Raw genomic sequence first — 13266 nt, forward strand, 5'->3', positions numbered from 1 at the left:
ATGTCACACCCTTCTCTCTATGAAATGCTAACAGGCTATTTTTCAGGTGGATTACCTATCGATTCTATCTCAGAAGAAGATCAGGTTATTCTTTCTGTTATGGATAACATTCGTCGAATATTAAATTCACGAGCAGGGACATTAAAACATCTACCTGATTATGGTTTACCTGATATGAGTAAAATAATACAAGGATTACCGGGAAGTTCACATAAAGTAATGTCTATATTATCAACAACATTATTAAAATATGAACCGAGGATAAAATCAGTCTCACTAAGTATATTACCTGAAAATGAATTTGGAAAGTTGTGTTATTCTTTAGATATTGAATTACATGAAAAAGGACTTATACGTTATGGTACTGAGTTTTCACCTGACGGAAGAATATTCCTTCACCATTTGAAAAAACAATTTTATTTATCATGATATTGTTTATTTCTGCTTATTTTTAATTTTCTTTAATTAGATCTTTTTTATATTATTGAACCTTCAATTAACTTGAGGAAACTATGAACTCTTACTTAGATTCACTTTCAATTGGAGGTGATCCTCGTGTATTTAATCAATTTCTTGCTATTAAAGAAGAACTTGATAAACGTTTTCACCCAGCCCGTCCAGATATTAATTGGCAATATGTCCATGAATTGTGTATTTCTTTATTTAATCAAAATGGTGTCGATCTTCAAACCGCCTCTTGGTTTGTCATATGCCGCCAGAATCAAGCTGGACTTGATGGTTTAAATGAAGGGCTTTACCTTATTCACAAAATATTGACTCAACATTGGCAAACATTATGGCCAATACAAACACATACCCGTATCAATATTCTTTCGTCCTTAAGCCAACAGTTAATCTTAGGTATTCGTGGGACGACGTTTGTTTATTCTGACTTGCCTATTCTTTATCAAATAGAAGAATTATTAAAGAATATTAATCATCATTTTAAAACATTAGAAATTAAACATCTTGTTCAGTTTGATTATCTAGAGAACTTAATTATTGCTCAAGCTAGGCAATTAGAGAATGCCGATACATTAGATAATAATTTTAATTCTCCCGAATTATCTCCTACTATTAATAAGGAAGATAAGAACCCGACTAAAATTATCGATATTGCTTTATCTACATCATCTCCCTCTTCTAATACTAATGAAAGTATTGAATCACCAAAAACTTATATCTCTTCCTCAATATCATTAGAACCCTCTATGAAAAAGACATCTCGACAAGAGTTATGGCGGGGAGTTTTAATTGGTGCAATAATCAGTAGTTTATTCTTTTTTATTCTATTTTATTTCTGGTTATCTGAATTAAAAAATAATGATCTGACAGATGCTTTTCCTTATATTCCAACCATTAATGCCCATGCAGGCTCTCTTATTGAACAACAAACTGCAAATGGTCAACATATAACAAAGACACTCAATTCTGAACAGATTGATATAATCCAACAACGTTTAGATGAACTCACATTACTTTCTCCCATATGGGCACAGCGTTATGGACTCGAAATCATTACTTATTTGAACGAACAGTATGAAGATAATACAGAGCTTTTATCGTTTACACAGCTTTGGAAAAATAATCTAAAAATAAATGCCACCACAGATGAACAACTCAATCAATGGTCTAAAGGTATGACTGAACTCGATGGATTAAGCCAAAGATTAGATAGCTTTGATGGTAATCCTAAAAGTTACATTACAGGCTCTGAATTAAAATCGATCATTTTCAAAGCTCGTCAACATTTCAACCAAGCAAAACCTTTAGAAGAAGAGCTACGATTACTTGAAAAACAACCGACTCAAAATACAGTTTCAGACTATGAGTACCAACAAATAGACAATCATTTTAAACAATTATTGAATCGATATGCGTTATTACGTTCTGAATAAGGAAACAATATGTACTTGATAAGAAATTTAACAGCTATTAGCATTGTTAGTTTATTAAGTGGTTGCATTATGGGTTCTCCTTATGGAGGCGTTATTTTTGTTGGCCCCATAGATTTAATTAGAGCAACCTTAGACGCCAAAGAAGAAAGAAACAAAACATCTCAAAATACTCAATCAAAACCTGTTATTTATTATAAAAACGAACCAAGAACAGTAACGGTTGCAGATATCACATTAAATCAAGAAGATATTTTTTATTCTAAAAACAATATCGGCTCCATTAACTTTACATTTCCTGATGAGGATGAATACAAAATTATATTAGGGCTTAATTATCAAAATGAAAAATACCAGAAACTAGAATCTAAAATAAATTTACTTATGAATAATAGAGAAAATAAATTACCATTAATTGATTATGGAAAAAGAGATATTCGCTATCCTGATTATAAATTATCCTATATTAGTCTTTATATTTTTAGCGAAAAAAACACTTTTAAATTAAATATAACCCTTACTAACTCTCAATCAGAAAAAGAACTTAGCAAAAATGAAGATGTAATAATTAAAAATGAACACTCAATATTAAAATCAAAAATAACAATAGATGATAAAGATTATAAAATCGACAAAGTCACCTATTATTAATTTAAGTATAAATATTCAAAAACACGAGTAAAATCACGTATATTTAATCACTAAAATAATAAATTAATTAATAAAATTTATCTTCATTACAAATACGTATTAATAAAGTATACCTCACTTACATTCTATTTAAATAAACATAAAAATGTTTGTTATTTTATTGGCATTGGTTTCTTTTAGTGTTCAAGCATTGATTATTAATGAAAATAATCTTAAAGATATGCAGAACTTATTGATTAAAAACGGCGCTATAAATCATATAATAGGTACAACACTCTGCCATTAAATACACAAAAGCCATTCTATAATAAGATGGCTTTTTTACTATTATATATTGAATATTTAAAAGTAAAATTCTAATTAAAATAACGATAGAAGGAAAAATGTATTTATTTCAACTCAATATCAACAAGTCACATACCAATGCTATTTTTAAACTATTTTATTCTTTCTAAATATGACTATTTCACTTGGTTGAGTTATCGATTGTTTATCTTCAAAAACCATAAAATCTATTTTCTTAGCCTCTAAGATAAGGCTTTGAGGTGTGACATCTAGTATATAAGAAATAGTAATCAATTGATCTACTGTTATTTTTAAATGTCCATCTTCCAATTGAGAATAATGTAATATACTTATTCCTAATCTTTCAGACATCTCATTCTCTGTTATTTTCAATTGTCTTCTTATCATTTTTATTCTATTCCCAATTTTGGTGTTAACCATCCCTTTACTCTCCTTCTTTCATTAGATGATTACATCGATAAAAACACCGAGTTATAGTTAATAAACAATAAAAACATAAAGTGAAAATATTTAATTATGAGTTATTGAATAACAGTAACACTACTTACTTTCACTAATTCTGTTAATAAGGTTATTCCGATATTTTAAATTTAAAATAATTTACATTTCTATCTATTATTTAAATTTACATCAAATTAAGAATAACACCATAGTATTAAATATTGAATAAGGATTTAATACAGATCAATAAGTTAGCTGGTTTTTAGTTATGGTTTTATTAAAGCAGAGAAAGTGACTTCAAACAAAAACATACAGATGATATCAATGTTCTTTTGTGAGTATATTTATCATTAATATATAAACAATACATAATATAAAAATACATCTTGTTTTTTTATTTTATTACTCCATTCCAAATGAAATCATACACTTACTTTGTTTTATTATTCTTTATAATATTTTAAATAATCAATGAATTAGATACATTCAACATTGCCGCATAGAATTTATCATTGAGTGAAATAAAAAGAATATAAATCTTATAAAATGGAAAATATAAAGATTATTCATTTTTTATTTTATTATGATTGATATTACTGACTTAGTCGATTATTCAGCACCATTTTTCATTAATTAGAGACAATAAATTCAGTCATGATAAAAAATATACAAAAAAGCCCTCGAATTGAGGGCTTTCTAAACAAAATGGATTAGAACCTATACAGACTAAACGGTTTTGGATCTAGAACAGGTTTTTTGCCAAGTAATAAATCAGCCGTTAATTCTGCTGATACAGGGCTTTCTGTCATCCCCCAACCCGTTGCCGTATTAATCACTAAACCCGGATACTCTTTAACTTCTGAGATAATTGGGTTTTCATCTGGTGCAATAGCCATCGCACCGCTCCACTGATCAATTAATTTCGATTCTTTAAAGGCAGGGAATTCTGCTTTTAATTTTTCTAATGAAGCATTTAACTCAGGTAAATCAGGCAATGCTGTCATATTTCTAAATTGTTCAAACGGAGAAACTTCATCTAAGTTCCAATGTGTTGATTGCATAAATGAATTGATTAATTGTTCATTTAAAGAAATATGCACAGGGAAATCAGGTAGTGCTAATAATGGTAGATATTTATAACCATAAGTGAAGGATTCTTTCACCACTGGTGCCACAATGACACGAGGAGATGTTGCATAAGTACCATCAGCTTGTTCACGGAAGAAAATACCGCCCGGTAAAGCGACGTTGCCACCTGGTGCCGTTGGTGAACCACTGATTAGCTGTTGAGACTGATATGCAGGTAATGTTGGAACATCAACATTGAGGTTTTGCATAAATAAGCGCGACCAAACACCACCAGCAACAACAACTTGAGATGTTTTGATTGCACCTTTTTCAGTGACAACATCAGAAATCACACCAGCTTGTGTTTCTAAGCCACGAGCCGCACATTGTGTGTAAATTCTAACGCCGATTTTTTTAGCGTATTCAGCCATAACGAAGGTTGCAACTTCTGGATCGAAGCTACCCGAATCTTCTTCAAAACCGGCAATTTTCCAATCCGTTGTCGCACCGCGAAGACGTTGATTTAATTCAGCACCTTCAATAATTCTGGTTTTAAATGGAATATCGGAGCCAACATTCTTACTTCTCTCGTCAATCCATTTTCTTACATTTACTAAATCTTCTTCATCAAGAGGAACTTCTACACGGCCTTGAGTACGATAAGTAGTATCAATACCTACTTTCGCATTCATTTCACGCCAGCGATATTTACCTAAATGGTGTAATAAGAATGTTTCATCTGGCATTTTATAGCTAATTGCTTGGCCGTAGAATCTTGAAGATTGCTCACCCGCAATATTACCTTTCTCAACAATCACAACAGATAAACCTCGCTCTACAAGGTTAATGGCTGTCATAATACCAAGAATACCAGCACCAATAACAACAACGTCAGCCTGTTTTGGTAAAGCACCTTCCGTGCCTTCAACAAAACCATGTCTTGGCGTACCTGGGACAAAGCGCCCTTCGCGAGTTAGCATTGGTGTTAGAATACCCACGCCAGCGGCAGCAGCCACTACGGTCCCACCAATGATAAATTTTCTTCTAGATATCGCCATTTTACACGTTCCTTTTACTCAATGAATTATTAACATTAAAATAATAACGATATCTTATTTCATTTGTAAACTATTAGTAAAGCATTTGTAAACCCATTCATCTATTTTTTTCTTAAAAACCCACACTATTTAACCTGCTTATACAAAGAGGGTCATTAATTATCACTCTGTTTTTTATAGATTATTTTAACACCCCAAGTAAAATAGAAGCTTAACAGGTTAGTTATTTATTTTATTTTTCAACAGAAATATAAAATTTTTCACTATTAATGCTCTATAACCTATTTGTTAAAAATGGATTTATGACACATTCAAACTGCAAATAAACAAGCTAAATCAAACAAATTGATTAACAAATAATCCACATTTTATTACGTCAGTTGATCTTTTCGTCTGCCGATTTATGTATAATTTATTGCTCACAAAGGCTCTGTAATAACAACTCAACCTGAAGACACCATTAACACAACGGTTATATCAACTCATACGCAAATAGCCCTGTTTTAATGGAAAACAGTCAATTTATCCCGCCTTTATTAATAATCTCAATGCAGATATTAATGAATTATTGGCTCGATATTATCTCCTTTAAAAAGAAACTAAAGCGCTAGAATTAAAGCCGTATTCATATTAAAGAAGAAAAGAATCACAAATGATATTGTCTATTATTAAGAATGGATGTTAGATTGACATAAGAAAGATTAAGCATTATCACGAGATCATAATTATTTTCACAATAAAAGTGATGCATTTCTCTTTCTTATTCTTATTATTCTTATCATTTCTTATGGGTGATATAATATTAGAAATAAAATTCAAAGATAATAAAAAAAATAAAACACCCTTTATCAAAACCATTATAACCCACTGTTATAATTAAAGAAAAAAGTTAGACTAACCTTTATTACAAATAATCCGATTAATATAAATTATAATTTTCAGAATAACTAACATATAAACAATTTTCATATTTGTATATTTGCAAATATTGCTGACTATGTCTTATTTTGGGTTGACCATAATAAACAGGAATATCGAGTTTATCTGTATACTCTCTTAATTGTTTATAGGCTTTATTCCAATCATTAATAGAACAAAACGTCACACCTCCTTCTCTAAAACCACGGTCAATAATTCCATCACCTGAAAAAAAATAATTACTTGATATTCTAGGTACTGATTTAATAATAGATGAGGTATTTAATAAATATGAAAATAGATTATATCTTTTATAACAATAATCTCTTTCTTTCGTTTTCTGAAAATCAACAACAACCAGCAATATTAAAACAGACAATAAACTAAAAAAAGACAGTGCAATTCTAACTCTATTTTTCATCATATTTTATCTTATTAGTAATAATTAGGTATTAGTTTACGTCAAACACCTCAATAATCTCCATTAGTTTGATTAAAAATATAGCGTACGTTATGCAATAAAATCTTTTACTACGCTATATAAAGCCAAATAACCTTACATCAGGCTTAATTAACACTTTTATTACATCATCAAAAAACTAAAAAACTGTTAAATAGTAATACAATTTATCCAATTATTTGATTTAAGTAAAACTGCTTAAAACTGTTAATAAACAATAATTGATAATTTTTACCTATTAATATATTGATTTCGATCGTTTTTATCGATCTATTTGTTTTTTTACGTTATCATTTAAAAAATAGGAGATATTGATATGAGCGAAATTAATACCCTTGTTGGTCAACGGATAAAACAGAAAAGAAAACAACTAAAATTAACGGGCATTGAAATGGGACGGCGTCTTGGTATCAGTCAGCAACATTATTCACGTTTAGAAAATGGACATATAAAAATAACAGTAGACCAGCTTATTATCATCTCTTTAATACTTGGTATATCACCACAAAGTTTATTACTTACCCCTGAAGTAATGTCACCAATGCTAAATGCTTGGACAGAGAAAACATTATACTCAAGTGATATCATTGTATTAAGAAATAAAAAAAGACGTCATCAAAAATAAGAAAATATAAAAATTTATTATTTTAATTTTAACATTGTATTATAAATAAAAAATAATCGTAATAGATTGAAAATATTAAATTTACTTTTGTTTAATACAATATCTAAAATTATAGCCACAAGAATAACGTTCTTTTTTTATACTAATAATCCCATTGATATAAGAATATAATATTATAAAATCAATCGATTGATTGGTTGTTTAGTTTACAACATGAATACCATAGCATATTAAAAATATGTTTCTATTAAGTTAGGATTTTTTATTCATTAACACCTACACAAAAAACAGTACAACAATAATATATTTCATTAATTAACATTCAATACATAATAGTAAAATAGTTCTATAATATTTACTTTAAATATTTAATAAAATAAACCGCCATTGATTTTTCAATCCAAGCTTAAAAGTTCAACTCCTTGCGAATCTCTTTACCACCAGCTTAAAGCAAATAGTCAGTTCATAGATAGGGTTAAATTAGTTAATTCACTGAATTTTAGGCATAAAAAAAGACATCGGTTGATGTCCATTGACTTCGAAATGGTACGCCCTACAGGATTCGAACCTGTGACCTACGGCTTAGAAGGCCGTTGCTCTATCCAACTGAGCTAAGGGCGCCTAGAAAAACTTAGACGTCAGCAAGAGTGCTGATAACGGGTGTGAATTATACGTTCAACATTCTGAGAGTCAACGCTTTTTCAACGATATCAAACTATATGGTCAAAATATGGCAAGTATTCGACTGACAGATTGCTCTTGATCTGACAAAATAGGCAAATACCGTAATTGAATAATTTGGATGTATAGATGTCAGCAAGAATTATAGATGGGAAATCGATTGCGCAGACCATCAGAAGTGAAGTGGCAGATAAAGTAAAACAGCGTATTAATGCAGGAAAACGAGCACCTGGTTTAGCTGTTATTTTAGTGGGTGATAACCCAGCATCACAGATTTATGTTGGAAGTAAACGCCGCGCTTGTGAAGAAGTTGGCTTTATTTCTCGATCTTATGATTTACCAGATACTACCAGTGAAGCAGATTTATTAAATCTGATCGACCAGCTTAACGCAGACAACACCATTGATGGTATTCTCGTTCAACTCCCTTTACCCGCCGGAATTGATAACGTTAAAGTTTTAGAACGTATTCATCCTGATAAAGATGTTGATGGCTTTCACCCTTACAATATTGGTCGCCTATGCCAACGAGCACCTAAATTACGACCTTGCACACCTCGTGGTATTGTCACACTCCTAGAGCGCTGTAATATTCCTATGAATGGATTAAATGCCGTTATTATTGGCGCATCCAATATTGTTGGTCGCCCAATGAGCCTAGAGCTATTACTTGCGGGTTGTACAACAACAGTTACTCACCGTTTTACTAAAGATCTACGTTTTCATGTTGAGCACGCAGATTTAGTCGTTGTGGCAGTAGGTAAGCCTAACTTTATTCCCGGTGAATGGATTAAACCGGGTGCAATCGTGATTGATGTCGGTATAAACCGTCTTGAAAGTGGTAAAGTTGTTGGGGATGTTGATTTTGAAGCAGCATCACAACGTGCGGGGTGGATTTCTCCCGTCCCTGGTGGTGTAGGTCCAATGACAGTCGCCACACTGATCCAAAATACTTTGCAAGCATGCGAAGAATATCACGACCCCGAAACAGGAAATAATTAATCGATGGAAATATTTCAATTAGATGGACACGACTATGTCGAGCTTTGTGATTTATTAAAACTTCAAGGTTGGACTGAAAGCGGAGCAGCAGCTAAAAGTGTCATTGCTGAAGGTTTAGTGAGTGTTGACGGTAAAGTTGAAACCCGAAAACGCTGTAAAATTGTTGCTGGAAAAGTTGTCACCTTCGGTGAGTTTTCTGTCAGCGTCAGCAAATAATCAGCAAATTAATTGATATTGAAAAAGCGTCGCTACCTCAGCCGCGCTTTTTTCTTTTTTTAATCCTTTTTACCTTCAATACGCTTTTTTCTCTCTTTTTTTGTTATTTTAATTACATTTAAAAAATATAATGATATAACCATTTGAATTTAAACAAAATAATAGAATTTAATTTAATATATTTAAATAGAGAACATCATTTTAATGATTATCTATGCTTATAATTTCCTGTTGCAGTTCAGCAATTTGCACATTTTATAAAAAATAGATAAAAAGAAGTTATATAAGTTATTATTTTATATATAGATAACACTTTTTAACCATTACTGTAAAACTTCAGCAACAACCCTTTTTATTGATACTTTTATTCATTTATTCATGTTTAAATGCATTCAAATGTGATTTGGATCTAATTTATTTCTACTTTTATTAGGCAAAAGAATATTGTTTGTACTAAATTACAGGTTATAATTTGAAACGATTCAGCCTCGTGTTACTATTTTAGTTGTCATTTTGTGATCTTTCAGTCTTTTTCACCCTTTATCTAACAGGAGATTTTATGCTCGGCTTACCCACTCAAGGTATCTTTGTTTTTGCTAAATCACAGCAAAAATTGATGCCTGTTCTTTTATTTAAGGTAAGGAACTAGCATGAAACGCAGAGTAGCAACCATCACACTTAATCCAGCATATGATCTTGTTGGTTTAAGTCATCCAATTGAACTTGGTGAAGTTAATCGTGTTAAAACGGCGGGCTTTCATGCTGCGGGTAAAGGTATCAATGTCGCTAAAGTTTTAAAAAGCCTTGGTGTTGACGTCACTGTTGGGGGTTTTTTAGGCAAAGAAAACCAAGATGGATTCCAAAAAGAGTTTAGTGACTCCGGTATCGCTAACCGTTTTCAAATGGTTGAAGGACGTACTCGCATTAATGTCAAACTCACAGAACCCAATGGCAAAGTGACCGACTTCAATTTCTCTGGTTTTGAAATCACAAAACAAGACTGGACTCGCTTTGTTAACGACACACTAAGCTGGGCGGGTCAATTTGATATGATTTGTGTTAGTGGTAGTGTTCCTCCTAGTGTCGATCTCAATGATTTCACGGCATGGATGACACGATTACGTAGCGAATGTATGTGTTTAATCTTTGACAGTAGCCGAGAAGCTTTTGTCGCGGGATTAAAAGCCTCACCTTGGCTTGTTAAACCAAATCATCATGAATTAGAGATTTGGGCAGGTAGACCCTTACCAGAGCTTTCTGATGTTGTGCAAGCAGCACAAGCATTACGTCAACAAGGTATTGCTCATGTTGTCATTTCATTAGGCGAACAAGGGGCAATGTGGGTTAATGCATCGGGTACATGGATGGCGAAGCCCCCTAAATGTGATGTCGTAAGTACCGTCGGAGCTGGAGATTCAATGGTTGGTGGCTTAATTTATGGTTTAATGATGCGACAAACCAGTGAACATACCTTACGTCTTGCTACTGCCGTTTCTGCACTTGCTGTGAGCCAAACCAATGTGGGTATTCACGATCGCGAACAATTAGCGAAAATGATGACAGAAGTAGAATTAACGCCTCTAAAATTATAAGTAATAAATCTCAGTGGTAAATTGAATAATATTAAGTAGAATTACCACTTCTTCCATTAAATATATTAATGCTATGCCATAAATAATCTAAAATAGAATCTCTTAATTTGATTGGTATTTTTTTATTATTAAATCCATTTTTATTTTTTCTGTTTATTCGATAAACTTCACTTTAATAAAATTTAATAAAGATATTCTAAAGCTAATAAAAACTTATTTCTGTTTTTAGGAGAGGTTATGGAAAGGCCCATAGTACTTTTATGGATCCAAGTTATTTCAGTATTATTTTTGGGTGCAAGTTTATTTATATTAGTAGCAGGAACACCGATTTATTTATTAGCAATGGCAATGGGTGGAGGACAAACCATACTAATAGGATTGTTCATTATGCTGTGCTTAATTATAACGATGCTAATGCAAGTTATTGCATGGATAAAATTAGCTAAAAATAGTAGAAATGCTTACTCTTTTTTTAAAATTTCATGGCTATGTTTATCTATATCACTCTTTTTTATACTTAGCATTTCAATGTCATTAACGAATATGTCCGAAATAGGCTTTATTATTTTTACTATTATCGTTGTCTTAACACATCGACTCTTTTTCTCTGAAAATGTGATTGCTTATTTTGAAGATAAACAAAAAGATAGTAAAAGAGAAACGAATATTATTAGTCAATAAATTAATCACCTGACAAAAAAATATCGGATATTAAATACCCGATATTTTTTTATTAAACTCGTATTAAGCGTTATTACTCAATTATTGTATTAATTATTACGGCGCCAAACCGTTCCTTGAGGACCATCTTCTAAAACAATCCCCATCGCTGTTAACGCATCGCGAGCAACATCAGCCGCAGCCCAATCTTTATTTTTACGCGCATCGTTACGCTGTTGAATTAATGATTCAATTTTTTCAACTTCACCCGCATCATCTGCTTTTGCACCACCTTGTAAGAAGTGTTCCGGCGCTTGTTCTAATAAACCTAATACTTTAGCCAATTTACGTAATACTGCTGCCAAACCATTTGCGGTATCCATATCAACAGCTTTTAGACGGTTTACTTCTCGTGCTAAATCAAATAAGACAGAATAGGCTTCTGGTGTATTGAAATCATCATTCATTGCTTCAATAAATTGTGCTTCGAATGCTTCACCGCCAACAGGCTGTGCACTGGCATCTGTTCCACGCAATGCGGTGTATAGACGTTCTAATGCAGTACGAGCCTGTTTTAAGTTTTCTTCTGTGTAGTTTAATTGGCTACGATAATGCCCTGATAATAAGAAGTAACGCACTGTTTCAGCATCGTAATAAGCTAATACGTCGCGAATAGTAAAAAAGTTATTAAGTGATTTAGACATTTTCTCTTTGTCTACCATCACCATACCAGAATGCATCCAGTAATTAACGTAAGGACCATCATGAGCACATGTTGATTGCGCTATTTCATTTTCATGATGAGGGAACATTAAGTCTGAACCTCCACCATGAATATCAAAATGATGTCCTAATTCTTTACCATTCATCGCAGAACATTCGATATGCCAACCAGGGCGACCGTCTCCCCATGGAGATCTCCAGCTTGGCTCACCCGGTTTAGACATTTTCCATAAGACGAAATCCATTGGATTGCGTTTTACGTTAGCGACTTCAACTCGAGCACCAGCTTGTAGTTGCTCTAAATCTTGGCGGGAAAGTAAGCCATAATCAGGATCGGTATCAATCGCAAACATCACATCGCCATTATCGGCAACATAAGCATGCCCACGCTTAATTAGCGCTTCTGTTAATTCAATAATTTCAGCAATATGGTGTGTTGCACGAGGCTCTGAATCAGGACGAGCAATATTTAATGCATCAAAATCTTTATGCATTTCAGCTAACATACGAGTGGTTAATTGCTCACATGTTTCATTATTTTCAATCGCACGTTTGATAATTTTATCATCCACATCCGTTACGTTACGAACATAGTGAACATCGTACCCTAAGTAGCGCAAATAACGGGTTATGGCATCAAAAGCCACAAATGTACGTCCATGACCAATATGGCATAAGTCATAAATAGTGATGCCACACACGTACATACCTATTTTTCCTGCATGGATAGGTTTAAATTCTTCTTTTTGGCGAGTGAGAGTATTAAAAATCTTTAGCATCAGTGGACGTTCCCGTTTTCAACTGTACGTGTTTATTACGTTTTTATATAAAAGAAAATAACAACTACTATAACATGATATTAATTAGGATATTGGATCTTGAAAGCAAAGCAAACTCAAGATTAAGGTTTATATCTTACTCTGCTCAGCGCTTATTTTCACTGTTCAATCGCTGATAGTGAACAATCAAA

The 13266-nt window shown here is 32.3% G+C and carries 12 protein-coding genes and 1 tRNA gene; 8 read left to right on the plus strand and 5 right to left on the minus strand.

Features of this window, described 5'->3' with window-relative positions:
• From tssE to SB028_RS14935, 3 genes are all read left to right on the plus strand, one after another.
• Complete coding sequence (gene tssE / locus SB028_RS14925) at nt 1-429, plus strand: type VI secretion system baseplate subunit TssE (protein WP_069368376.1); 429 nt, start codon at nt 1-3, stop codon at nt 427-429.
• Nucleotides 430-512: 83 nt separating this feature from the next.
• Complete coding sequence (locus SB028_RS14930; protein ID WP_069368375.1) at nt 513-1898, plus strand: VasL domain-containing protein; 1386 nt, start codon at nt 513-515, stop codon at nt 1896-1898.
• A gap of 9 nt (nt 1899-1907) precedes the next feature.
• A complete protein-coding gene (locus SB028_RS14935; protein WP_069368374.1) occupies nt 1908-2546 on the plus strand; it encodes a hypothetical protein in 639 nt (212 codons plus the stop codon).
• A gap of 432 nt (nt 2547-2978) precedes the next feature.
• Here the strand turns inward: SB028_RS14935 and SB028_RS14940 are convergent, their stop codons facing one another.
• The 3 genes from SB028_RS14940 to SB028_RS14950 form a co-directional block, all read right to left on the minus strand.
• Nucleotides 2979-3272 carry a helix-turn-helix domain-containing protein gene (locus SB028_RS14940; RefSeq protein ID WP_069368373.1) on the minus strand — a complete coding sequence of 98 codons (294 nt, stop codon included), beginning with the start codon at nt 3270-3272 and terminating at the stop codon, nt 2979-2981.
• Nucleotides 3273-4003: 731 nt separating this feature from the next.
• The gene (locus tag SB028_RS14945; RefSeq protein WP_069368372.1) at nt 4004-5419 is read right to left on the minus strand and encodes an NAD(P)/FAD-dependent oxidoreductase; all 1416 of its coding nucleotides are present in this window, start codon (nt 5417-5419) and stop codon (nt 4004-4006) included.
• Nucleotides 5420-6338: 919 nt separating this feature from the next.
• Nucleotides 6339-6761 carry a hypothetical protein gene (locus SB028_RS14950; protein ID WP_069368371.1) on the minus strand — a complete coding sequence of 141 codons (423 nt, stop codon included), beginning with the start codon at nt 6759-6761 and terminating at the stop codon, nt 6339-6341.
• 352 nt (nt 6762-7113) lie between these two features.
• On the opposite strand from SB028_RS14950, the gene SB028_RS14955 reads away from it, so the two are divergent.
• On the plus strand, nt 7114-7422 hold the full coding sequence (locus SB028_RS14955) for a helix-turn-helix domain-containing protein (RefSeq protein ID WP_069368370.1): 309 nt from the start codon (nt 7114-7116) through the stop codon (nt 7420-7422).
• Nucleotides 7423-7966: 544 nt separating this feature from the next.
• On the opposite strand, the gene SB028_RS14960 is transcribed toward SB028_RS14955, so the two are convergent.
• A tRNA-Arg gene (locus SB028_RS14960) sits at nt 7967-8043 on the minus strand.
• Between the two features lie 189 nt (nt 8044-8232).
• Here SB028_RS14960 and folD point away from each other — a divergent pair.
• The 4 genes from folD (at nt 8233) to SB028_RS14980 (ending at nt 11594) form a co-directional block, all read left to right on the plus strand.
• Entirely contained in the window at nt 8233-9105 is an 873-nt protein-coding gene (gene folD / locus SB028_RS14965; RefSeq protein ID WP_069368369.1) for a bifunctional methylenetetrahydrofolate dehydrogenase/methenyltetrahydrofolate cyclohydrolase FolD, read from the plus strand.
• Nucleotides 9106-9108: 3 nt separating this feature from the next.
• The gene (gene ybcJ / locus SB028_RS14970; RefSeq protein WP_069368368.1) at nt 9109-9321 is read left to right on the plus strand and encodes a ribosome-associated protein YbcJ; all 213 of its coding nucleotides are present in this window, start codon (nt 9109-9111) and stop codon (nt 9319-9321) included.
• Between the two features lie 650 nt (nt 9322-9971).
• Nucleotides 9972-10913 (plus strand): 1-phosphofructokinase, encoded by a 942-nt coding sequence (fruK, locus tag SB028_RS14975; RefSeq protein WP_069368367.1) that lies wholly within the window; start codon nt 9972-9974, stop codon nt 10911-10913.
• Between the two features lie 237 nt (nt 10914-11150).
• A complete protein-coding gene (locus SB028_RS14980; RefSeq protein WP_069368366.1) occupies nt 11151-11594 on the plus strand; it encodes a hypothetical protein in 444 nt (147 codons plus the stop codon).
• Nucleotides 11595-11683: 89 nt separating this feature from the next.
• On the opposite strand, the gene cysS is transcribed toward SB028_RS14980, so the two are convergent.
• Nucleotides 11684-13075: a cysteine--tRNA ligase gene (gene cysS, locus SB028_RS14985; RefSeq protein ID WP_069368365.1), complete on the minus strand. Its 1392-nt coding sequence runs from the start codon at nt 13073-13075 to the stop codon at nt 11684-11686.
• Between the last annotated feature and the right edge of the window lie 191 nt (nt 13076-13266).

Source organism: Proteus vulgaris, from assembly GCF_033708015.1.
In the GTDB taxonomy this organism is placed as follows: domain Bacteria; phylum Pseudomonadota; class Gammaproteobacteria; order Enterobacterales; family Enterobacteriaceae; genus Proteus.

Excerpts from the sequence above, each read along its gene's own strand:
- tssE (WP_069368376.1), top strand. The coding sequence starts at position 1 with ATGTCACACCCTTCTCTCTATGAAATGCTAACAGGCTATTTTTCAGGT.
- SB028_RS14930 (WP_069368375.1), top strand. The coding sequence starts at position 513 with ATGAACTCTTACTTAGATTCACTTTCAATTGGAGGTGATCCTCGTGTA.
- SB028_RS14935 (WP_069368374.1), top strand. The coding sequence starts at position 1,908 with ATGTACTTGATAAGAAATTTAACAGCTATTAGCATTGTTAGTTTATTA.
- SB028_RS14940 (WP_069368373.1), bottom strand. The coding sequence starts at position 3,272 with ATGGTTAACACCAAAATTGGGAATAGAATAAAAATGATAAGAAGACAA.
- SB028_RS14945 (WP_069368372.1), bottom strand. The coding sequence starts at position 5,419 with ATGGCGATATCTAGAAGAAAATTTATCATTGGTGGGACCGTAGTGGCT.
- SB028_RS14950 (WP_069368371.1), bottom strand. The coding sequence starts at position 6,761 with ATGATGAAAAATAGAGTTAGAATTGCACTGTCTTTTTTTAGTTTATTG.
- SB028_RS14955 (WP_069368370.1), top strand. The coding sequence starts at position 7,114 with ATGAGCGAAATTAATACCCTTGTTGGTCAACGGATAAAACAGAAAAGA.
- folD (WP_069368369.1), top strand. The coding sequence starts at position 8,233 with ATGTCAGCAAGAATTATAGATGGGAAATCGATTGCGCAGACCATCAGA.
- ybcJ (WP_069368368.1), top strand. The coding sequence starts at position 9,109 with ATGGAAATATTTCAATTAGATGGACACGACTATGTCGAGCTTTGTGAT.
- fruK (WP_069368367.1), top strand. The coding sequence starts at position 9,972 with ATGAAACGCAGAGTAGCAACCATCACACTTAATCCAGCATATGATCTT.
- SB028_RS14980 (WP_069368366.1), top strand. The coding sequence starts at position 11,151 with ATGGAAAGGCCCATAGTACTTTTATGGATCCAAGTTATTTCAGTATTA.
- cysS (WP_069368365.1), bottom strand. The coding sequence starts at position 13,075 with ATGCTAAAGATTTTTAATACTCTCACTCGCCAAAAAGAAGAATTTAAA.